Here is a 22,255-nt window from a genome sequence, read left to right as displayed (position 1 = left end):
CGAATAGCCGAGGCAGGTGTTCGACGGGGATTCCGCTGCGGCTGTCGATGACCGCTATCGCCCACCGCCTGCCGGTGCGGATCCACCCTGATCTCGGCCGAGCCTCCAGACGGGTTGTGCGGCAACACGTTGTCAAGCAAGGTACCCAGCACAATGCTGCTGTCCGTTGTTGTCGCAGTTCGTTCTCGTCGACGTGTGGTGGTGAACATGCAGATCGTACAGGTGACGCCTTCTACCGCTCCTTGAAACTGAACTGGCACACGGATGTGCTCAGCGACCAGAGACTTGGAGGTGTAATCGGTGCAGTCGGTGGTGTTTTGGCGATGCTGACGGTTATCGCGGTCCTGAACCTGAGCCCTACCGGTCGCCCTGCGATGGACCGATGCCCGCGGCGACTGGCGTCGACTCGTGACGAGGCGCCTGATAGTCCTATCACGGTCTGCGTGACTTTGGTCATCGGGCTGAGCGCCTGCAGCGACACGAATAGTGTCGCCCAGGATCGCCTGGGCTCGTCAGGCAGCGCCGCCATCCACAATGACGCGGATGCCACATTTCTTCAGCAGACGATCCTTCACAATACCCACGCCCTCGAGATGTCCAAGGTCCCATGGCGGAGCCTCACCCGGCGGTGGTGGTTTCCATCCGCACGGGTAGATCACCTTCACCGCCCGAACGTGTCCGGATCGACCTCGATGGCGCCTTGGTCGAAGTAGGTTTCGAGTTTCGCGAATTTTGGCAAGCCCGAAAGTAGTGCTGGTGCAAGTGTTTCACCGCGGCTTGATGACAGTGTGACGATGCAGTGCCGGAGGTCAAGCCCGGACGAGCACGTCGGCGATGTTGCCTCACGCACCGCACCGCGAACCGTTGTGCGTGGGCCGCCACTCACCGACTACTTTTTCAAGGCCTGCTCAACTGCCGCCGAAAGGTCTTGGTAGCTCCTGAATTCCACTTTGCTTCCGTCGAGGAAGAAGGTCGGTGTCCCCTGAACACCGAGGGCCTTACCGTCGGCGACATCCACGTTGACACGGTCCAGCGTGGCGGGGTCGCTGTAGGCAGCATCGAACGTGGCCATGTCGAGACCGAGTTCGGTTGCGAAGCCGCGGAACGTGGAGTCGGCCGGAGTCCGCTGTTCGCCCCACTGACTCTGGGTCTCGTACATCTTCTTGTACATGGGCTCGAACTTGCCCTGCTGGGCAGCCGACTCGACCGCACGCGCTGCCCGCTCGGCGTTGAAATGCGAGGGGATAGGGAAGTAGCGGATGACGAAGTTGACACGGTCCCCGTACTCAGCGCGCAGCTCCTCGACCATCGGGAAGGCCGCACGGCACGCCTCGCATTCGAAGTCGAGGAACTCGACGAAGGTGACGTCACTATTCGGCACGGTGTTGAGGCGGCGGCTGTTGTCACGGACCAGCTGACCAACCTCTTCACCCTGGGCCTGCGCAACGGCGGGAGGGTTCTTGTCCTGGACCGACAGATATACACCAACCCCGATGATGATGGTGATGACCGCGAAGACGGTCAGCAGAATTCGTGTGGCGGGTGCCATCTGAATAGTCCTTCGTGAAATCAGCGAACGTCTGTTCTGCGCCGGCGCAGCCGCGTACCGCGGCGGTGCGCCGAGACGGGCTTGTGGGTATGGATTCTCGCGTTCGACTATATATGTAGAAAGGCCGTAGGTCTTAGTCGCGACCGTCGGCGGAAGAACCTCCGACGGCCACCGCATCACTCGATGATGCGCGTCACGTACGGCGTCATTCCTGCCATGCGCACCGGTGAGATTTTGATGGGCACACCCGTTTGCTGGGCTTCCAGCATCTGGCCGTTGCCGAGGTAGATCGCTTCATGCTGGCTACCACCGGGACCCCAGAACAGCAGATCGCCCCGCCGGGCCTGAGACGGCGGGATCTTACGGCCGGCGTTGTACTGGTCACCGGACCAACGCGGCAGCAGTATGCCGATACCGGCGAAGGCGTACCGGGTCAGTCCGGAACAGTCGAACCCGATCGTGCCGGCGCCCTGGTCGATTCCTCGACTGGGTCCTGTCAGGCTTCCGCCGCCCCAGGAATAGGGCACCCCTATCTGACTGCCCGCTCGGCGAATCACGTACTCGATAGCCTGGCGCCCAGACACGCGGCCCGAACCGATCGGAACGGCACTGGGCTCGACGCCCCCCAACCCCAAACTGCGTAGAAAGTTTCGGCCGAGATCCATCGTGGTCTGGGTGGCCAGGGCGGTCGCCCGCAGCGAGGCGTTGGCGATCGCCAGCGGGTCACCCGGTGCACCTGCGCTGACGGATTTGGGGAGGGTCGGATCCCAGGTTCCGTCGCCAGGCTCTGCGGCCGCGGGCGTAGCAAAGGCCACAGCGAGCACCGCGACGGTCAACCAGGCCAGTGCCTTCAGCTGCGGGTGGAGCATAGTGGACACCGTCCTCGCCTTCCCGGTCGTCGGCGATCGTTGCATTGGTTCGATCCCCCAGGCGGAGCCGCTGCCATCTATCTACTCATCGAATTCCGATGGGCTGTCTACGTCGTAGGGAAGTACGTACGTAATACGTTCCAGCAGAACGGTAACACCGAATCACGGGACGTGACTTACGCCTCTCATCTCACTTGCGTAACAATCGCTAGTCGCCGGGCGCGTCGCGTCGACTGCGCGAGCGGGTTGTCCGGAATTGTCACTGGCCCTTAGCTGTCCGGCAGTAGGTTGGCGTGGGACCGGCGTGATCGGCGTCCAAGCGCGGCGGTGCACCGAGGCGGTGTCGAGGCGAGGCGCCGACACGCCAGCCGATGAACGTGTGCGTAGCTACGCAGTAGGGCATTTATCTGCTAAATGCGCGATGGCTCGATAACGGCGATACCGACTCCGGCGATGGTGTTGATCGTGGGTGATCACGTCCGATGGATCGAGGCGGTCGCCGACCACTTCCGCACCGATGAGGTGTCCCTGGTGGTGGCCCACGACGGCGGAGAGGCGGTCGACGTCGCCCAACGCCTGCGACCGGGGTTCGTGGCACTCGACGTCGATTCACTGGGTGGGTCCGTGTTGCAGGTATGTCGAGAAATACGCGATGTCTGCGATGGCCACGTCACGATGTGCTCGAGTGCGGGGAATGAGAACGTCGTCGTCGCAGGCTTCCGGGCAGGTGCTGACGACGTCCTCATCGGCGCGCGCAGTAGTCGCGAACTGGCTGCACGGGTGCGGGCCGCGCTGCGGAGACGGACGGCTTACGCAGCTCTCGCTGGAAGTGGTGGCACAGCGCCACAACAATATTCGTGCGGCCCGTTGTCCATCGACGTCGTTCGGCGTGAGGTACGGGTCGCCGATGAGCGGATCGGATTGACCCGTACCCAGTTCGACATCCTAGTCGAGCTGGCCAGGAAACGCGGTGCGGTGGTGACACGGCAGGATCTGATGGAGGCGGTCTGGGGGCCGCGTTCGAATGGCAACGCCGAGCGGGTCAGCGTACACATCGGTGCGCTGCGCCGCCGACTCGGAGACGATCCCGAGGAGCCAGAGTTGGTGCTGAACGTGCGCGGTGTCGGCTATCGGCTTGCCTTCGCGCCCCACAGGGTGAACGTGGCACCGTGCGGCGAGGTGGGTGCAACTGTGTTGCCGGCCGGCGCGGTCGCGGCCCCCTGCGCGCGTGAAGGGGCTTGAGGGTGGCTGTGGCGGGGAACGGTTCATCGCGGCCGCCGTCAGAAGACTAAGGCGATGGGACGGGTGGGCGGTTTGGTGAGACTGAGGTAGGTCGGCGAGTTGTCGACCTTTGCATACGACTTGGCCTTTGAGCCGACTTGAACGTTTACCGTCGGTCGCCGGTCGAGGGAGTGATCCACGCTGGAGATGTATCCGTGAGAGGCGGTGTCTTCAGTGCGGGGTCCGGCCATCCCTGCCCACGACGCGGGTCGCAAGCCCGCCATACGCTTTGGTAGCCGCTGCGTCGATCACGGATCGCCCTACACCGTGGCGTTGCCGGCCTTCCATCGATCCCAAGGGATGTTCCAGTCGCCAAGACCATCGGTGCCCGACAGTGTGGTGGCCACGGTGTTGATGACCTCGACGAGGTCACCGCGTTTGCTGTTGTCGTAGAACCATTTTGCATTCTCCGGACTCAGGTTCAGACAGCCGTTACTGACGTTGGCGCGTCCCTGGCTGCTGACTGACCACGGCGCGGAGTGCACATAGATTCCGCTGTAGGACATCTGGGTGGCCCAATCGACTTCCAAGCGGTAACCCTCAGCCGAGTCGACCGGCACCCCGAAAGTCGAAGAGTCCATGACCAGAGATGAATTGCGGTCGCCGATGAGGTAGGTGCCGTTGTCGGTCGGAGTTCTGTCCTTGCCCAGCGAGACCGGCATCGACTTGACCACCTTGCCGTTTACGCGCACCGTCATCGTCTTAGTGGCGTCATCAACGGTCGTGATCACCTCATCACCGATGGTGAAGCGGCTGGTGAGGTCGCGTTGACCGAAGAGCCCATCGCCCAGATCAACACCATAGGTCTTGACACGAACTTCCACGGCGGTCCCTGGTGCCCAGTATTGGGCTGGGCGCCAACGGACTTCACGATTGCTCATCCAGTAGAACGCCCCCTGCACAGGTGGATCACTGATGACGGTAATCGCGCGCTGGGCGGCCAACCGATCGGGAATGTTCTGGTCAAAACGCACGGCAACCGGCTGTCCTACGCCCACCACCGCCCCGTCACTGGGAACCACCAACGGCATGGTCAGGTCTTGCGGTGACTGGGTCTGGAACGCCGCAGTGCTACGAGCTACCCCGCCCATGCCTAACGCTTCGGCGCTCACGGTGTACTGCCTGCTGTAGCCCAGCGGTTCGGCGGAGTGCCATGTGGTCCCATCGGGACTCAGCTCCCCTTGGACCACTTTGCCGTCTTCGTTGACCATCGCCACCGCAGCGAGGACACCGGTCTCGGCACCCACCGTGACTGGTGACGACACCGACACATCGATGGCGCCGTCGGTGACCGAAGTCCCCACTTTGGGGATGAGAAGATCCGCGTAGGGCGCGCCCTTGTCGACGATGACCCCAGCCGGCGACGCAGGGGAGTTGCATGCAGTCAGTCCCAGCGCTACGCCGATCACCGCCAGCACCACCGCTATCCGCCGGACACAACGCCGCCGCCCCGTCGTTGCGGACTTGACCAGCCTCATGAGTGCATCCCGTCCCTTACGCCCCACATCCATTTCACAGAGCATTCTACGTACATATTGCGTAGATGAAGAATGGCACAGGTGGCGGCTGGAATCCCTGCGGCATAACGCCCACAAGGCCGTCGGTGCTTGTGGCGTGCCACGGACGGACCGGTGACCGCGTATGCCGGGCATACGATTTGACGCGAGCAGAGGTGCCGCGGTGTACGCACCCTCCCTGCCAGTGAGTCCCTGATCACTGCGACGGGCGTGATGTCGGGCTTGTTACCGCTGGGGTTGGCCCTGTGCGCGCTGGTTGTGATGGTGGTGGATTGTGCCCGGTTTATGGCTCGGTGGTCAGCCGATCCAGTAAGGGGCGGAGGTCTTCGGCCAGCAGCGCCATCAGAAACACCGCCGCGACGCGATGTCGGCTGTCGAGAACCATCGTGGTCGGCACGACACTGGCTGGATAGTTGCGTGCTAGGGCGATGAGGGTACGCATCTCGGGATCGAAGATGGAGGGGTAGCTGACCCTGCGGTCGGTGACGAAATCTCGGGCGGCCTCGCGTCTATCGCGAACGTCGATACCGAGGAATTGAACTCCGCGATCGCGGTATTCTTCGGAAATTGTTTCCAGTTCCGGTGTCTCGGTGCGGCAGGGTGCACACCACGAACCCCACACGTTGATCACCACGATCTTTCCGGTGAAGTCAGTGAGCCGTATCGGCTCGTCGGTGAACAAGTCCGGGCCGCTCAACGAACCGACCGTTCCCCGGGCCGACGGCGGGTCGTAGAAGATGGCCGTTTGGCCGCCGGGCGAGACGAAGTCGAAGGTGCCGCCCTGAGCCACCGCACCATCGCCGGTGCAGCCAGTTGCTAACGCGACGATGAGGCCAAGTCCCGCAGCAAGACCCGCAAAATTTCGGACTGCCACCATCCCGACTCCTTGGCACCGGTTGTCAGCGAGCGCTTCTCGCCATCGTCGTCGCGCTTCCCCGCATCTCAACGATCTACGGTAGTAGCCAGTACTTTAGTAGATGGGCGACACACGAACCGCTACCGGCCCTATAGATGGCTGTTGAATAACGCTTACCAAACAACGAGGATGCGCTGCTGGGTGTCTACCAAGCGTTCCGGTCTGTCGGCACATAGCGTCGTCACCACCGTTGCGGCGCCCGCGGCAGCAAGTAGTGCACTTGTGTAGGCAAACCTGACAGAACGGGGCAACCACCGCAATGGCGATCCGTCCGGCCGCGTTGCCACCGATTGTGGTCGCCGTCGCCGTTGCTGACACCGCGATCTCGACCGGTATTGCTCACGCCGCCGGTATTTTTGGCGGCCACACCGTAGTTTCAAGTGCGTCCACAGACCTCACTCACCAGCGTCTTTCGCTGCGTTCGTCGACGCATCCGTCTGTGTAAGCGATGAGTGTTCTGGGACAAGTCGCGTTACCAGGCGGTCGAATTCTTCACCCCATCCGGCGTTGTCGGTGCGCGCCAGCCCACCCATTTCCATTGTCACGACGCCGGTGTCGTCGTCCCGATCGATTTTCGCCCAGACCCGTCGACGACGAACGATGAGCGATGCCAACAGGCCGGCCATCATGGTGATGGCGAACACCAGAACCCAGATCTGCGCGGGGTCGTAAGACACTTGCACGCTGATGAAGTCGGTGATCGCGTCAAACCGGACCGCGGTGCCGTCCTCGAGTCGCGTTTCCTCACCGAGCCGCAAGTTTACCCGGGCCATCCTTGTGAGGCGGTCCTGTTCGATCATGCGCTTGTCCAACGCGAAGATCGATTGAGGACGGCCCGAGTCCAGTCCGGTGTCGCCTTTGTAGATGTCGATGGCCACGGCGGGATTGTTCAGGGCGGGAAAAGCCGAGGACAGAAGCGTGCCGTCGAGCTGTTCGGTCGGGGCGAGCAGTCCTTCGATGGCGATCTGATTCTTCCGACGCTCGCCGGGGTCGGGGTAGTTGCCCGCCGGCGGGTCGAACCGCATCGCTCCCGACGACAGCAACGTGAGCAAATCGTCGGGCTGCCATTGCAGCGTCTGAGAACGGGTTTGTCCGTCTGGAAACGTCACCGTAAACGTTGGTGCGTAGCCGTGACCGAGCAGGTACACGCGATTTCCGCCCACGCGCAGCGGCGCGTTGACTTTCAATTGGTAGGACTGCCAGGTGTTGGTGATCAGGTCTTCGTCGGCTTGGTAGACGATATCGGCCGCAAATGATGTCGCCTGCCCGCTGGGCAGGAACTCGGCATCGAAATCGTTGACCCGCAGGCAGATCGGATAAAGCGCTGTGCCGTCGACGGTGGCGCCTGGCCGGAATGCGTCGAAAGCGGCCGGGGCTGCCGAACAGAATCCCGGCCCTCCGTCGGCGATCACGATCACATTGCCTTCGTAGCCGAACAGCTTGCCGGCCGCCACCGCGACGAGAAGCCCGAGCAGAGAGAAGTGGAACAGCAGATTTCCAGCCTCGCGCAGATAACCCTTCTCTGCCGAGATCTGCACGCCAGCAGCGCTGCTGCGCCTGATCGTGCGCCAACCCCGCAGCTTCGCTACCACCGCATCTGAAACCGCCTGCGGATCCCCGCTAACGGTCACCACCTGGTATTTCGGTAGACGCGCGAGATTGCGCGGTGACCGCACCGGAGCCGCCCTCAAACTGCGGGCATGCTCAATCAATCGTGGTGTCAGGCAACCGATCAGCGAAATGAACAGCAGGACATAGATCGACGTGAACCAGATACTGGAGAACACGTCGAACACCTGAAGGCGGTCCAGCCACGGCCCTAACCGGGGATTATCGGCGATGTAAAACGCAACGGTGGTGGGATTAACGTCGCGTTGTGGCCACAAAGCACCCGGTATCGCCGCCGCCGCCAACAGGAACAGCAGCATCAGCGCTGTTCCCATCGAGGTGAGGCTCCGCCACGTGTTGCGAAGGTAAGCGAATGCGCGGGTCATATCGGCAAGGTCGTGTTGGTGACGAACGTGTCACGCACCCAGGAGACCAGTTCGTTCCACATTCCGGTCACCAACGCCACCCCCACAGCGACGAGCAGGACGCCGCCGAAGATCTGTATTGCCCTGGTGTTACGGCGGAGCCAGCCCATCGCGTGCAGCGCGCGGGCGGATCCCAACGCCAACAGGACAAACGGAACGCCGAGGCCCAGGCAGTACGCGATAACGAGCACCACGCCGCGCAGGATGCTCGGGCCCTCCGTCGCCGAGGCCACCGCGATCACCCCGGTAAGCGTGGGACCCAGGCACGGCGTCCACCCAAGTCCGAACACCGCACCCAGCAGCGGGGCACCCCCAATCGTGGACAGAGACTGCGGAGCAAACCTGGCTTGGCGCTGCAGCCCGGGAATGAAACCCATGAACACCAAGCCCATCACAATCGTGATGACACCACCGACCCGCTGCAGCAACAGTTGGTTACTGATGACGGTCGTGGTCAATCCCAAGATCGCAATAGTACCCATCAAGAACACCACGGTGAAGCCAGCAATGAACAACGCCGCCGCCCCAGCCACCCGCAGCCGAGCACCCTGCCCCGCTGCGTCGTTACCGGCCCCGTCGACCCCGACCACGGCGGCCAGGTAGGAGAGGTATCCCGGGACAAGTGGCACCACACACGGTGATGCAAACGACACAAGCCCCGCCAACACCGACACCGGCAGCGCGAGCACCACATGACCCGAAATGGCAATCTCAGTAAAACCGCTCATGGACGACCGCGCCTGTCCATCGCATCCCGGCACCGCCCGCTACGTCTGGTCACGTCCAACCACATCCTCTACGTATATGCTACGTAGTGATATCACAACCGATAGCTTCGATAGTTCACCGCATCGATACCGCGGACGGGCTGGCCGATCCTTCGAGAAATATTGGCGCTGTGATGCTTTCGCGCTAAGAGCGCGTGCGCGTGCACTGTTGGGTAGACCGCACGTGGTGCCTCGGCGATAGGCTTTGCTTACATCTCGGCTTGGCGGCTGCCAGCTTGCGTCGTGATGCCAATGGCAACAAGATAAAGCTCAAGCCGCACAAGCCAGGTAACCGGCGTGCGTGTTTAGGGACCCTCGCTGCTGCCGGCTCGTTCGGTGGCGCGTATCGGGCGTGGAAACGCGGTCGGTCATCTACAGGGACTGCAGGATTTCGCGCATGTGGTCGATTTCCTGCTGTTGGGTGGAGATGATATCGCGGGCCATGGCCACTGCGTCGGAGAACTGACCGCTGTCGATTTCGGTTTGGGCCATGATGACAGCGCCGTCGTGGTGCTCGATCATCTGCGTGAGAAACAGTCGGCTCGCCTCGGTGCCCTGCGCGTCGCGCAACTCGGCGATGTCTTGCTCGGACATCATCCCGTGCATGCCTTCCATGCCATGATCTGACGCCGCTGGAGCCCCCCACTGTGTAAGCCAGCCTTGCAGCTGTTCGATTTCGGGGGCTTGAGCCGCCTTGATCTCCTCGGCGAGTTGGGCCACCCGCGGATCGATATCCGGCTTGGCCAGCAGGATGTCGCTCATCTCCACGGCCTGCTCGTGATGCGGGATCATGCCTTGCGCGAAGTCGACGTCGGCCTGGTTGTGGCTGTCCTGCGTCGCGGTGTCGACTGCAGTCTGCGCTGTTTGGGCAGTGGGCGTCGAATTGGCATCATTGCTGTCGGAGTTACCGCAGCCGGATAGCGCCACGATCGCAGCGAGTGCGGCGGCGGTGGTCGCCCTTGACTTGTTGTGCATTTCGAGTCCTTCCCTCGGAAACCGTGACGCAGATCGTCGTCTCTGACGCTGCTGGCGGCGGCGACACTCTTGTGATCCACGCAAGCCGGCCAGCGTGCAACTCGATGGAAATCAAGAAGATCCGTGTCCATAAATCCTATCTACGTAAGCACACTGTACGTACGGAGCCCCCGGTGAAGTGCTCAGTCGGTCGACTGCATCCTGTTAAAGTGCTGTAGGACGAACAAGATGTGATGAAGGTCTTCCCCTGGTGCCAGTGGCCGGCCAATGCGGGCACACTGTCCTGTCATTGTGTTCGCGGCGCGCCGGGTTGTTGTTGCCGAAGGCCGATGGGTGTGTGCGCAATGTGAGCTCTGGAGACCAGGTGGTGTCATCGACACCTCGGATAGGGCCGACCGTTACGCTCGGACATCGACGGTGCTCGGGCGCGAATGCTGAGGTGCCGCAACATCTGCCACCAGGAGGACGATATGGCCAGACTGAGCTGGAGGGTCGGATATGTGAAGGCATTGCACCGCGTCCGACGGGGAAAGGGCCCTGCTACCTCTGTCGTGGAACTAAGCATCGACACCATCGAGGCGGTGATCGCAGTCAACTCAATTGTGTTGGTCGATTTCGATTCACCACGCAGTGCTACATCCGCGGAATTCGCGCCGGTCTACGCCGCTTCGGCGCGGTTGCATCCCGAAGTGGTGCATGCGACAGTCGAGGTGGATGCTCAGGAGCGGCTCGTGGAGATCGCCGAAGTGCAAACCATGCCGACGATGCTGGTGTTTCGTGATGGAGTGTTGGTCCTGCGGGAAGCGGGTGCGCTGTCGGGCGTGGTTCTGGAAGAACTGATTCGCCAGGTGAAGCTGGTGGATATGGACGCGGTGCGGGCCGCCATCGCCCCGGGCCAACACCCGACTGGAGCGCGTCGGACAGCGCGCGAGGAAAGGGCCAGTGAAACCGACACCCCGTGGGGCCTTGACGTATGACTAGGTGGGCACCAGTGTTGACCGCGGCGATGGTTAGTGTCGCTGTGGGCGTTTTCACCGGATGCGGCATAGGCGAAGAGCGACCGGAGGTCGTGGCGTCGAGCACGAGCGCCCTCGCTGTCGAGTCTCACCGGCTCGTCGGACCCGACGAGTTCGCAGCTGCGATCACCGAACCTGACCGCGTAACCATCAACGTGCATGTGCCCTACGAAGGCGACATCCCAGGCACGGACCTATCGATCCCGTTCGACCAGATCGACGAGCAGGCCACGGCGCTGCCGGCCGCTCGCGGCACCCCTCTGGCCATCTATTGCCTTACCGGACCAATGAGCGCACAAGCGGCAGAAGATCTCACCGCACTCGGATACACCGACTTGGTGGAACTGCGCGGCGGGATGAATGCCTGGCAGGACAGCGGCAGAACCCTCGTCGGTACCTGACGAAAGGTCGGCGCACCGGCGGGCAACGGCACAGTGGCGATGTTGTAGCCGGCTGCCGACAGCATGTTTGCCGCATCTTTCGGAAATTGGGCATGCGCCCTCGAGATGAGCCGTGCCGTGGGTCTGTGCTGCCGTCGTGGCTATCACGGCTCGGCATCACATCCATGGCTAACACGCTGGCCGCCCTGGTAAGCCGCGCGGAAGGCGCACATCACCGCACACCGGGCAACTGCTCTGAACGTCGGGTTGGCCATGAGCCGCTTGACAGTTCGCGAAGCCGAAAACGATTTCAGTTGAGCAGTCATGACGTCTCCCTTGGTGATAGTGGCCGGCATCCTCGCCACTCGGCACCGCGGCGAGGCGACCTCCCGATGCCCGGTTCACAGCGTACTGCTCTGCTACGTAAGTATGGAGCGCCTCGTCCTTGTACCCGCACAAGCCACGATGCGGCGGCAGCCAGAAGTTGAACCACTCAATCATGCATCAGCCGAACCAGTCCGGCCCGGCTGCGGCGCCGCGCCTGTCGGCGAAGATCCGATCCTACGGGGTTCACCCGTAGATGGTCGAGGTATTCGGCGATTGTCCGTCGGCCGGACCGTGCCGTTCGGGTGTACTCAGCCGGGGGTACCCGCGCGGCGTGGTAGGACCCACGCGGCCGCATATAACAACGACAGCGAAAAGAGGGACGGACATGAGTGTCGCAGGCAACATACTGGAGAGCTACCCACAGAATCTAGGGAGCGTCGATACAGCCGCGTGGACGGCGTGTGTTGAGGCATGCGTGGAGTGCGCGCAATCGTGTACGGCGTGCGCCGACGCCTGTCTAGGAGAACAGTCGGTCCAAGAGCTAACCGACTGTGTTCGCACCAATCTCGACTGTGCCGATGTGTGCGACACCACGGGTCGCGTGCTTTCGCGCCACACCGGCTACGACGCCAATGGCACGCGTTCGGTGCTGGCGGCCTGCGCCACGGCGTGCCGCTCCTGCGGGGATGAATGCGGCAGGCACGCCGAGCGCCACGAACACTGCCGAATTTGCACCGAAGTGTGCCGACGTTGCGAGCAGGCGTGCCAGCAGCTGCTTACATCGCTGGGCTGATCCTGCTAACTTCCAGGAGCGCACCGACCTGGCGAACGCATCAGTGACATGGCTGATCTCGGCACCTGCGTTGCCGACCTGCGCTTTTGCCTCGACGACGCAACCCTTGAGGTGGTCATCGACCATTCGCTGCGGCTCGCGCACTTGCCGCAATGAGCGCGGGCCCCTTAGCGGCTTGGCTGTTGAACGACCGAAGACGCAGGCTGTTTCCGACGACGAACACGCTGGAAAATGCCATCGCTGCCCCGGCCAGCATGGGGTTGAGTAGGCCCAGTGCCGCCAGCGGTATGGCCGCGACGTTGTAGGCGAACGCCCAGAACAGGTTGGTTTGGATGGCGCGCAGCGTGCTGCGGGACAGGCGAATCGCGTCTGCGGCACTGCGCAGATCGCCGCGTACCAACGTGATGTCGGCTGCTTCGATGGCGACGTCGGTGCCGGTGCCCATCGCCAACCCGAGGTCGGCCTGCGCCAGGGCCGCGGCGTCGTTGACGCCGTCGCCGACCATTGCGACCACTTTGCCTTCGGTCTGCAGTCGGGCGACAACCTCAACTTTTTCCTGTGGCATCACCTCCGCGATGATCTGGTCGATGCCGACCTCGGCACCGATCTGGTGGGCCACGATGGCGTTGTCTCCAGTCAGCAGCACCGGTGTCAGGCCCAGAGCGATGAGGTCGGCGACCGCTTGCGCGCTGGTGGGTTTGACTTGGTCGGCGATGGCCAGCAGACCCCGGGGCTGACCGTCCCATGCGACGGAGACCACCGTCTTCCCTTGCCTCTCGGCGTCGGTTTTGGCCTCGGCAAGCTCAGGGGGCAGCGGCAAAGACCAGTCGGCGAGCAGTGATTCACGCCCGACCACAACGGCGTGGCCGTCGACGATGCCTCGGACGCCCTTGCCTTCCACGTTGGCGAAATCCTGCACTGGGGGCAACGTCCCAAGCTCCGCGGCCGCACCGCTGGAGATTGCCTTGGCAATGGGATGCTCTGAGGCATCCTCCAGCGCTCCGGCGAACCTAAGCAGGTCGGCGCGGTCGGTACTGGCGGCGGGAATCACATCGCTCAGCGCCATCTTGCCGGTGGTGACCGTGCCGGTCTTGTCCAGCACCACCGTGTCGATGCGGCGAGTGGACTCGAGCACTTCGGGGCCTTTGATGAGGATGCCGAGTTGTGCCCCGCGCCCGGTGCCGACCAGCAGTGCGGTCGGGGTGGCCAGACCCAGCGCGCACGGGCAGGCAATGATCAGCACGGCGACCGCCGCGGTGAACCCTGCGCTGGCGGGAAAGCCAGCGACAAGCCACGCGCCGAGTGTAACCAGCGACACGGCGATCACGATCGGAACGAAGACGGCCGACACCCGGTCGGCCAGACGCTGCACCTGCGCCTTACCGGACTGGGCGTTTTCCACCAGCTTGGCCATCTGCGCCAGCTGGGTGTCTGAGCCGACACGGGTGGCCCGCACAATGATTCGGCCGCCGGCGTTGACGGTGGCCCCGGTGACAGCGTCGCCCGCGGCGACCTCCACCGGCACCGATTCCCCGGTGAGCATGGAGGCGTCGACGGCTGAGCTACCCGATACGACGACTCCGTCGGTAGCGATCTTTTCGCCTGGCCGCACGACGAACTCGTCGCCGGGAGCGAGCCGGTCGATCGGTATGCGGGTCTCGACACCGTCGCGCATGACCGCCACGTCCTTGGCGCCCAGTTGCAGCAACGCCCGCAGTGCCGCCCCCGCCCGGCGCTTGGAGCGTTTCTCGAAGTATCGGCCAAGCAGCACGAACATCGTCACGCCCGCCGCGACCTCGAGGTAGATGTTGGCCGCACCATCGCTGGGAGCGACGGTCAGCGTGAATTCATGGGTCATGCCCGGCATGCCGGCGGTGCCGAAGAACAACGCATACAGCGACCACAGCAGTGCGGCCGTCGTGCCCAGTGAGATGAGGGTGTCCATGGTGGCCGTACCGCGACGCAGGTTCGTCAGCGCGGCCTTGTGGAACGGCCAGCCTGCCCACGCGACCACCGGGGTGGCCAACGCCAGAGAAACCCACTGCCAGTAGGTGAACTGCAGGACAGGGACCATCGCCATGGCGATGACTGGAACCGATAGCACGATGGCACCGATCAGGCGACGACGCAGCGCGCTCAGTTCCGCGCCGTCGGCATTCTCAACGCCGGAGCCGGCGCCGTGATCCTCGCCGCGCCGCAACGTCGCAGTGTAGCCGGTCTTGTCGACCTCGGTGATCAATGTCTGAGGGTCGGTTCCCGACCGCACGGTGATGTGGGCCTTTTCGGTGGCGTAGTTCACGGTGGCGGTGACACCGTCGAGTTTGTTGAGATTGCGCTCGATGCGCGCAGCGCAGGAGGCGCATGTCATGCCCCTGATATCGAGTTCGACGTGGGCACCGGCGGGCGTGGGTTGCACCGATGATGTTGACATTCAGGACTTCCTCTCAGGCGGGGGACGCATCCGCGGACTCATGGCCGCTGCCGCGGCAACACGCTGGGTCAGGGTGGTCAGCCAACCCGCACAGCGGTGTATCCGGCCTCGACGACCGCTGCCAACACCGCGGCATCGGCGGCGGGCTCGTCGCTTGTCACCACCAACTTTCCCGTCGCAGCACTCACCTCTGCCCGCTTAACACCGTCAAGATCGCGGACTGCGTCTCGAACCGACGACTCGCAGTGCCCGCAAGTCATCCCCGTAACGCGGTATTCCGTCGTAGTCATCCCGAGCTCCCTTTCTCATGATGGCGATGCGGCGATGTTGTTACGCCCGAGCGCCGAGCAAAGCAGCGCCGTCGTCAACCGCCACCATATACCCCTATGGGGTATACAAGAAGGGTGCACGCGATTCTTCATCGAATCTTCATGCGTCCAGTGACGCCGGCCATATCGAGTTGAGGCCAGGACCATTGGGCGTACGGCTTGAGTCAGTAGACAGGCATGCTGATGTTAAACAAGAAATAGGCGAAGGGGTGATCTCACGATCATCGCGATGGTGTTGATCCGGGCGGCGTGAATTTCGGTCGTGGTGTTGGCCATCCGCTACTTGGCTCGTTGCACCAAGTTGTCGCGCATAACCTCTTGGGGCGCAGAGGATCTGCTGCAAGCAGGGCGACGCGCACGGTGAGTTCCCTTGATGGGCCATGCGCTGGGGCGGCCGAGGCGGTGGCTCACCATTCGGTATGTCGCTCCGCGACGCCCATGCAGCACAACGGTTAAGACGCCACAACGACGTGCGTGGACATCTGGAACATCAACTCACCGTCCACGACATGACCTTCGATCACCGGTGCAAGCTCGCCCGCAACAGCTGCGATCAGCTCGGTCCGGGTTTCGGCACTCATCTGGATAAACGCAGGCACTGAGGTCGCCGCGCCGGCGACGGTGAGCGACACGAAATGCTCAGGCGAGGCGAATCGCACGACGAGGGATCGTGGATGGATCGCAGCCTGTTCAAAGCCCGCGTCCGCAAAAAGCGACTGCAGCTCGTCTGCCTTACCTAATGAGAAGGCCACGGCCAGATCAGAGGTTGCCGCACCAAGATGGCGGGCGGTGGCTTCGAACAGTGCTTTGTAGATCGGATGTGCATCGAGAGGCTGCCAAACGCTGAACGCCGCCATGCCGGTGCGGACCAATACGCGGCGGGTTTCATGCAGTGCTGCAATGCGGTCTGCAAAGAATTGAAGTCCCTGCTGGCATAGCACCAGGTCGACGGTTCGACCCGGCAGATCATGGCTCGCTGCGTCACCTTCTCGCCATTCAATGACGGCACCTGCCGGCGGGGGAGCGGCACGCCCGACGGCGAGCATGCCCGGATTGATATCCAGTGCGATCACGTGGCCTTCGGCTCCGACCGTCGGTGCTACTTGGCGTGCGACGCTGCCGGTACCGCAGGCCAGGTCGAGAACTCTTTCGCCGCGCCTCGGCGCGGCATACTCGAGGAGTACGCGCGTGAAAGGGTCGGCGATCGCACGGCCCAAATAGCGCTCGTAGACCTCGGCGGGATCGCGGCTGTCCACTTCGCTCACGGCGTTTCTCCCTTCCTGCCAGCCAACGTTACTCGTAGCCAGTGTGATCCGAGTGCCGCGAACCTCTCCAAAACAGTTCTCAACTTGTCTCGACGCCGTGTAGCGCGGTTTCGGGCGGTGGGCGGTGGATTTGGCTGTCTGGGGCCTTGTCAGGCCGGGTAGGCGTGGATGAGCGCTGTGGAGAGTTTGGGAACGGCGTGGGTGAGGGTGTGTTCGGCGTTGTGGGCGATCTTGTGCGCGTCGAGAAGGCCGAGGGTGGGGTCGATGTCGAGTTCGGCGTCGGCGTGTAGGCGGTGGCCGATCCAGCGCATTCTGAGGCTGCGTACCTCTGTGACGCCGGGTTCGGCGGCAAGCGCGGCTTCGGCGGCGTCGACGAGTTCGGGGTCCACACCGTCGAGGAGTCGGCGGAACACGTCGCGCGCCGCGGTGCATAGAACGGCGAGGATGGCGACGGTGATGAGGATTCCGATGATCGGGTCGGCCAGGGGGAAGCCCAGCGCGACACCGCCGGCGCCGAGAAGCACGGCCAGCGAGGTGAATCCGTCTGTGCGGGCGTGCAGGCCGTCGGCGACGAGGGCGGCTGAGCCGATTCGGCGGCCGACGCGGATGCGGTAGATCGCGATAAGTTCGTTGCCGATGAACCCGACGAACCCGGCGGCGGCGACCCAGCCGACATGGTCGATGGGGACCGGGAGAATCAGGCGGCGTACAGATTCGTAGGCGGCGATCGCTGCCGACAACGCGATCATCGCGATGACGAATAGTCCAGCAAGGTCTTCGGCGCGGCCGAAGCCGTAGGTATACCGCCGGGTGGCTGCTCGCCGACCAAGCACGAAAGCAATCCACAACGGTATGGCGGTCAGCGCGTCGGAAAAGTTGTGGATCGTGTCGGCGAGCAGCGCGACCGAGCCCGAGATGGCCACGATGACGAGCTGAGCGAGCGCCGTGACGCCTAGGACGACGAGGCTGATCTTCACCGCGCGAATGCCCGCGGCGCTGGATTCCAGCGCGTCGTCGATGCTGTCGGCGGCGTCGTGAGTGTGCGGAGCGAAGACTTCCCGCAGCGCGGTTTTGGCTCTCCCGCCCCGGCCAACATGGTCGTGATGAGAACCGCCGTCGCTATGAACGTGCTGGTGCGCCTGATGCGCCTGGTGCGTCATGCGTCGCGTCCTCCTCGCTGCCGTGGCGAGGCGTGGGACTCGGCGATGAGGTGCAACTCGCGCAGTTCTGCGGTGCCACGGTGATGACCGGGCGTGCCGGGGCCGGCGTGCTCGGCATTGAACACCGCATCGGTCACCAGTTGCCCGATGTGATCGTTTTCGAGGCTGTAGAAGATGGTGGTGCCCTCACGGCGAGTACGGACCAACCGGGCCATTCTCAGCTTGGCCAAGTGCTGCGATACCGACGGCGCCGGCTTACTGACGTGCTCAGCCAGCTCATTCACCGCCATCTCTCGATCGATCAGTGCCCACAGCAGTTGGACACGGGTGGCCTCGGACAGCATCCGGAACACCTCGACGACCAAGGCGATCTGATCGTCCGGGAGCCGCCGCCGGCATCCACCACTATCTGCATTCATACGCAGACAATAGACCAGGGTGGGCCGTGAGTCGAACGAGTCACCCACCGAAGGCGGAGAGCTCGTCATGGCCGGGTGACGCTGGTAGCTGCCGCACGGGGGTGGCGGCTGGGGGGAGCCCGATGGTGAACGTGGCCCCGGTGCCTGGTCCTTGACTGCTTGCGGCGATGGTTCCGCCGTGGGCTTCGATGAGAGCCTTGGCGATGGCCAATCCGATGCCGGCTCCGCCCTTGTCTCGGGTGCGTGCCGCCTCGGCGCGGTAGAACCGCTCGAACACGTGGGGAAGATGTTGCGCGGAGATTCCTTCCCCGGTGTCGGTGACACGGACAATCACGCTTTGGGGTTCGCTGTGAGCCCGCACCTCGACCTGGCCATCGGGGGGTGTGTGGCGTAATGCGTTGTCGAGCAGGTTGGCCAGGACCTGTCCGAGTCGGTGCGAGTCGCCCAACACAGGTGGCAGATTCGGTTGTAGGTGCGCCGACAGAGACACTTGTTCGGCGCGGTACTGCTCGGATGCGGCGCTGACCGCGGTGGTGACCACGTCGTGGAGGTCGATCTCCGACATTGACATCGACGCCGAGCTTTCCTCGGCTTGAGCTAGCGCGGCGGCATCGTGGGCAAAGCGCACCAACCGACGGGTCTGATCGCGCAGCATGGCCACGTTCGTCGGATTCAGCGACTCGACACCGTCCTCCAACGCCTCCATATAAGCCTCCAACACCGCCACCGGTGTGCGGATTTCATGGGCCAGGTCGCCAAATAGCTGGCGTCGGGTAGCTTCCACGTCCTGCAGACGCTCGGCCATCTGATTAAACGCCGATGCCAGCGCATCAAATTCTCGACCCAGGTGCGGTGAGACGACCCGCACGCCGTAGCGGCCGTCGGCGACCGCCGTCGCCGCCGAGGCGACCACAGTGATGGAGCGCTGCAGCCGCCGACTGATATACCAGCTGACGGCGAAGGCGGCCAACGCCGAAACCGCCAACGCGCCGCCCACCGCGGCGGCCATCGCGTATCGAAAGGCCTCCTCGGCGTGGTGTTGCTCGGCGGAGTTGGCGGCCACGCCGGCTTGGCGCAGATGGTCACGAAACAACGGCGGCCCGACGATCGCGGCGACAACCCAGGTGGTCACCGCGCCGGCCAGCAAAACCATTGTTTGGGCGACCAGCAGACGCATACCGATCCCGGGATGGCGCTCGATGTGCAGCGATGCTGTCCGGGAGGTCGCAGGGGCGCTCATTGCCCGTTCCCCATCCGGTATCCGACACCGCGGACGGTGAGGACGTAACGGGGCGTGCTCGCGTTTTCGCCGAGCTTGCGCCGCAGATGGCCGATGTGGACGTCAATGACATGCTCGTCACCGACCCACGGTCCGTCCCGCACCGTTTCTAGTAGCTGGCGACGGGTCAACACCGTCGCCGGACGTGCAGACAAGGCCACAAGCACGTCGAATTCTGTGCGCGTCAACCGGATCGGCTCGCCATCGAGCTCGACCTCCCGCGCGGCGAGGTCAATTTGCAGCGCCCCGAAGCGTCGCGGCGGCGGTGCGTGCTCACCGGCGGCTGCGCCATCGACGGCCACCGAGCGGGGCCGGCGAAGCATTGCGCGGATGCGGGCCACAAGTTCTCGCGGACTGAACGGTTTGGTGACATAGTCGTCGGCGCCGACCGTCAGGCCAACGATCGTGTCGACTTCGGTGTCGCGGGCGGTGAGCATGACCACGTAGGCGTCGGAGAAGGTGCGCAGCTGCCGACATACTTCCAGCCCGTCGATACCCGGCAACCCCACGTCGAGAACCACCACATCGGGATCAAACTCCCGCGCCACGGCCACTGCTTGCGAACCATCAACGGCGATATGGGTTTCGAAATGTTCGCGATTGAGGTAGCTGGCCACCACTTCAGCAAGCGCTACCTCGTCGTCGACGATGAGCGCACGGTAGCCGTGCGCCTCAGCACCTGGCTGTGTTGACTTCTGGTTCATGGTGTTCATGGTGCCCGCTAACCACCGCTCACACATCGCCGACCCAACAACAGCACCAGACTCTCCGCCGCACCGGTAGGACCTTCACCAAATCTTTACTCAACCTGCACCGAATCAGCGGGTGGGCCCCGCCGTGGATTACGCGAGGAGGGCGGATCGACATGTTGCCGTACTGGATACGCGGGCGCCACGCTGGCATGGCTTGGGATGACTGGCTGCTGACTACCGGCATGCTGGTCGGGTTTTGGCTGGCGGTCACCGCGATGACCATTGCGCTGTTCGGCACGGTTTCTGGCGAACGCCCAACCGGCATCGTGGCTTCGTCGGCACCAGGCGGGGAGGTCGACGTTGCCGACACAGCCCACCCGGACCGGCGACACCGCCCGGCCGCGGTGATTGATAAGGAATCGACGATCACATGAGTCATGTCCTGTCTATCCCCACACCGGAACTGCACGCACCGCACTACCGCGGCCTCGACCGCTACGAACGGCCCGAGAACCTTGTCGGGCGTACCCCAGTCCTGCGGATCTCTGAGCCGTTCAGTTCCGCCGACCGGGGATTCTGGACCAAGCTGGAAGGGTTCAATCCCGGGGGGCTGAAGGATCGCCCAGCCCTGCACATGGTCGAGCGCGCCCCGCGCGTAATGACCTGCGCCCGGGTGCGCACATTATCGAATTCACGAGCGGCACCTTGGGTTTAGGGCCTGCCCTGGCCGGAATCGTCTACCGCCATCCGGTGACTCTGGTTACCGATCCGGGTATGGAGCCCATGATCGTGTGGATGCTGCGCGCCTACGGCGCCGACGTCGACATGGGTTACCGACCCGCACCCGACCGGCGGCTGGCAGCAGGCACGCAACGACCGGTGTCGCTGAGCTGATGGCCGGCGACCCCGACGCATGGCAACCCGACCAGTACAACAACCTCAACAATGTTGATACGTATCGGCCACTGGCGTTGGAAGTGCAAACTCAGTGGGGACAAGTCGATGTGTTGGTGTGCTCGGTTGGCACCGTGCCGCACATTGCGACTGCCAGCACGCCACCGGCGGATGGAGCGCCGGCGCGGTCGCACTGGTCGCGGGCCGGGCTGCGCGCACCTTCACCGTCGGCACGACGAGCGCCGCGATGTTCCCCGACGGACCCAGCACTTCGACATGTCTACAACGACGACTACTGCCGCCCCCACGATCTTTTGCTCACATCGCCACCGCGCGAGCCTGCGGTGATCGACCATCCACCCAGCGAGTAGTTACATCGTGGACCCGCTGCGAGATCGTCGTTGATCTGGCGCTCACCGGAGGTGAGGTCCGCGGCACCGCGGCGCACTCATCCTCACCCGGACCTTTGGCCCGACCGTCTCAGTGTTCAAACCGCTGACGTTGGCTATGTCTGCCCTGCTGCGAAGTAGTGATACCGCCGGAAGGCGGTAGGCGCGACCGCAATCGGTTTCGTGGGAGTGTCTTCCATCCGGCGGTACATGGTTATCTTGCCGCCGAGTTTCTCGGGGTTTTGGCTGAGGAAACAGAGTCGTTGCAGTTCAGCGTGAGCCGGTATTCAGGTTCAACGATCCGGTAACGATGTCGTGGACGTCGCAACTGTCCAGCCTGCCCCGGAACTACCTCATGATTAGTTCTTAACGACGTTGGACGTGAAACGTTGGTCACCTTGCATTCACTTAGGGGCAGACGGCTGCCGAGTCGGGACGCCACTACTGCCGTGCTGCCTAACTTCGCGATAGCCGCCGCGGCATCGGCATAGGTCTGGCCTACCAAGTCAGGCGCCGCCGCCGCGACCGGGGGCGACAACATTAAACTACTTCCCGCCACGACGACGGCTATCGCCCTCGCGATGGCAATATTCACTTTCACGGTGGGCGCATCCTCCTCGTAGGTGGCATTTCAGCAACGAGTTATGAAAACTGGTGCGGGCCATTTCTTCTCGGCACCCGTCCGTCTCGTCTCAGTCACTGTCTGGGTTCGACCGTGTACTGCGATGTCGGCGTAACGGATGGAGGTCGCGTGAAGACTTGCTTAAGATGCGGTTGAGATGCCTGACATACGTGGCTCCCCTGACGATTTCGTCCGTAGTGAAGCGCTTCGCCCATCAGTTCTTGAACGAATCTTCATTCGATATTGATGGATTCGCGGCGGTTCGAGGGGGACGATAAGACCGTGAGGAAGTCGAGTCGGCGCACGCGAGTCACCAGTGGCGTTGGGATGTTTGGATATCGAGCGCAGTATC

At 63.3% G+C, this 22,255-nt stretch carries 19 protein-coding genes and 1 pseudogene; 6 read left to right on the top strand and 14 right to left on the bottom strand.

Annotated elements, in window-relative coordinates:
- Positions 1–889: 889 nt before the first annotated feature.
- Complete coding sequence (locus tag RCP80_RS14775; protein WP_308478383.1) at positions 890–1,549, bottom strand: DsbA family protein; 660 nt, start codon at positions 1,547–1,549, stop codon at positions 890–892.
- Positions 1,550–1,725: 176 nt separating this feature from the next.
- On the bottom strand, positions 1,726–2,418 hold the full coding sequence (ripB, locus tag RCP80_RS14770; RefSeq protein WP_308478382.1) for an NlpC/P60 family peptidoglycan endopeptidase RipB: 693 nt from the start codon (positions 2,416–2,418) through the stop codon (positions 1,726–1,728).
- A 465-nt stretch (positions 2,419–2,883) separates the two neighbouring features.
- Here ripB and RCP80_RS14765 point away from each other — a divergent pair, with 465 nt between their 5' ends.
- Positions 2,884–3,660, top strand: coding sequence for a winged helix-turn-helix transcriptional regulator (locus RCP80_RS14765; protein ID WP_308478381.1), 777 nt, complete (start codon positions 2,884–2,886; stop codon positions 3,658–3,660).
- 299 nt (positions 3,661–3,959) lie between these two features.
- On the opposite strand, the gene RCP80_RS14760 is transcribed toward RCP80_RS14765, so the two are convergent.
- The 5 genes from RCP80_RS14760 to RCP80_RS14740 all read right to left on the bottom strand — a co-directional run bounded on the left by RCP80_RS14760 (position 3,960) and on the right by RCP80_RS14740 (position 9,907).
- Positions 3,960–5,177, bottom strand: coding sequence for a L,D-transpeptidase (locus RCP80_RS14760; protein ID WP_308478380.1), 1,218 nt, complete (start codon positions 5,175–5,177; stop codon positions 3,960–3,962).
- A 322-nt stretch (positions 5,178–5,499) separates the two neighbouring features.
- Positions 5,500–6,093, bottom strand: a complete 594-nt coding sequence (locus RCP80_RS14755; RefSeq protein WP_308478379.1) for a TlpA family protein disulfide reductase — start codon at positions 6,091–6,093, stop codon at positions 5,500–5,502.
- Between the two features lie 434 nt (positions 6,094–6,527).
- Positions 6,528–8,126 (bottom strand): cytochrome c biogenesis protein ResB, encoded by a 1,599-nt coding sequence (resB, locus tag RCP80_RS14750; protein ID WP_308478378.1) that lies wholly within the window; start codon positions 8,124–8,126, stop codon positions 6,528–6,530.
- Positions 8,123–8,893: a cytochrome c biogenesis CcdA family protein gene (locus RCP80_RS14745; RefSeq protein ID WP_308478377.1), complete on the bottom strand. Its 771-nt coding sequence runs from the start codon at positions 8,891–8,893 to the stop codon at positions 8,123–8,125. The genes resB and RCP80_RS14745 overlap by 4 nt, the downstream gene beginning before the upstream one ends.
- Positions 8,894–9,304: 411 nt before the next feature.
- Positions 9,305–9,907, bottom strand: a complete 603-nt coding sequence (locus tag RCP80_RS14740) for a DUF305 domain-containing protein (protein ID WP_308478376.1) — start codon at positions 9,905–9,907, stop codon at positions 9,305–9,307.
- A 431-nt stretch (positions 9,908–10,338) separates the two neighbouring features.
- On the opposite strand from RCP80_RS14740, the gene RCP80_RS14735 reads away from it, so the two are divergent.
- The 3 genes from RCP80_RS14735 (at position 10,339) to RCP80_RS14725 (ending at position 12,423) form a co-directional block, all read left to right on the top strand.
- Positions 10,339–10,884, top strand: a complete 546-nt coding sequence (locus RCP80_RS14735; RefSeq protein WP_308478375.1) for a thioredoxin family protein — start codon at positions 10,339–10,341, stop codon at positions 10,882–10,884.
- Between the two features lie 14 nt (positions 10,885–10,898).
- Complete coding sequence (locus RCP80_RS14730) at positions 10,899–11,324, top strand: rhodanese-like domain-containing protein (RefSeq protein ID WP_308478374.1); 426 nt, start codon at positions 10,899–10,901, stop codon at positions 11,322–11,324.
- A 691-nt stretch (positions 11,325–12,015) separates the two neighbouring features.
- Positions 12,016–12,423, top strand: coding sequence for a four-helix bundle copper-binding protein (locus RCP80_RS14725; RefSeq protein ID WP_308478373.1), 408 nt, complete (start codon positions 12,016–12,018; stop codon positions 12,421–12,423).
- A 115-nt stretch (positions 12,424–12,538) separates the two neighbouring features.
- Here the strand turns inward: RCP80_RS14725 and RCP80_RS14720 are convergent, their stop codons facing one another.
- The 7 genes from RCP80_RS14720 to RCP80_RS14690 all read right to left on the bottom strand — a co-directional run bounded on the left by RCP80_RS14720 (position 12,539) and on the right by RCP80_RS14690 (position 20,019).
- Positions 12,539–14,854 carry a heavy metal translocating P-type ATPase gene (locus RCP80_RS14720; protein ID WP_308478372.1) on the bottom strand — a complete coding sequence of 772 codons (2,316 nt, stop codon included), beginning with the start codon at positions 14,852–14,854 and terminating at the stop codon, positions 12,539–12,541.
- Between the two features lie 77 nt (positions 14,855–14,931).
- Complete coding sequence (locus RCP80_RS14715; RefSeq protein ID WP_085100108.1) at positions 14,932–15,144, bottom strand: heavy-metal-associated domain-containing protein; 213 nt, start codon at positions 15,142–15,144, stop codon at positions 14,932–14,934.
- A 491-nt stretch (positions 15,145–15,635) separates the two neighbouring features.
- Positions 15,636–16,448: a class I SAM-dependent methyltransferase gene (locus RCP80_RS14710; RefSeq protein ID WP_085092600.1), complete on the bottom strand. Its 813-nt coding sequence runs from the start codon at positions 16,446–16,448 to the stop codon at positions 15,636–15,638.
- Positions 16,449–16,597: 149 nt separating this feature from the next.
- Positions 16,598–17,608 carry a cation diffusion facilitator family transporter gene (locus RCP80_RS14705; protein ID WP_308478371.1) on the bottom strand — a complete coding sequence of 337 codons (1,011 nt, stop codon included), beginning with the start codon at positions 17,606–17,608 and terminating at the stop codon, positions 16,598–16,600.
- Positions 17,605–18,027, bottom strand: coding sequence for an ArsR/SmtB family transcription factor (locus RCP80_RS14700; protein WP_085092598.1), 423 nt, complete (start codon positions 18,025–18,027; stop codon positions 17,605–17,607). Before RCP80_RS14700 ends, RCP80_RS14705 begins: the two co-directional genes overlap by 4 nt.
- Before the next feature lie 40 nt (positions 18,028–18,067).
- The gene (locus tag RCP80_RS14695; protein ID WP_085092597.1) at positions 18,068–19,267 is read right to left on the bottom strand and encodes a sensor histidine kinase; all 1,200 of its coding nucleotides are present in this window, start codon (positions 19,265–19,267) and stop codon (positions 18,068–18,070) included.
- On the bottom strand, positions 19,264–20,019 hold the full coding sequence (locus RCP80_RS14690) for a response regulator (RefSeq protein ID WP_109750368.1): 756 nt from the start codon (positions 20,017–20,019) through the stop codon (positions 19,264–19,266). Before RCP80_RS14690 ends, RCP80_RS14695 begins: the two co-directional genes overlap by 4 nt.
- Positions 20,020–20,171: 152 nt before the next feature.
- On the opposite strand from RCP80_RS14690, the gene RCP80_RS14685 reads away from it, so the two are divergent.
- Both RCP80_RS14685 and RCP80_RS14680 read left to right on the top strand, forming a co-directional pair.
- On the top strand, positions 20,172–20,432 hold the full coding sequence (locus RCP80_RS14685) for a hypothetical protein (RefSeq protein ID WP_085092595.1): 261 nt from the start codon (positions 20,172–20,174) through the stop codon (positions 20,430–20,432).
- Positions 20,429–21,391 (top strand): annotated as a pseudogene (locus tag RCP80_RS14680) (pyridoxal-phosphate dependent enzyme). Before RCP80_RS14685 ends, RCP80_RS14680 begins: the two are co-directional and overlap by 4 nt.
- Positions 21,392–22,255 lie beyond the last annotated feature (864 nt).

Origin of the sequence: Mycolicibacterium sp. MU0053 (assembly GCF_963378095.1) — a bacterium.
Classification (GTDB): domain Bacteria; phylum Actinomycetota; class Actinomycetes; order Mycobacteriales; family Mycobacteriaceae; genus Mycobacterium; species Mycobacterium burgundiense.
This window is presented reverse-complemented; position numbering and strand designations above follow the sequence as displayed.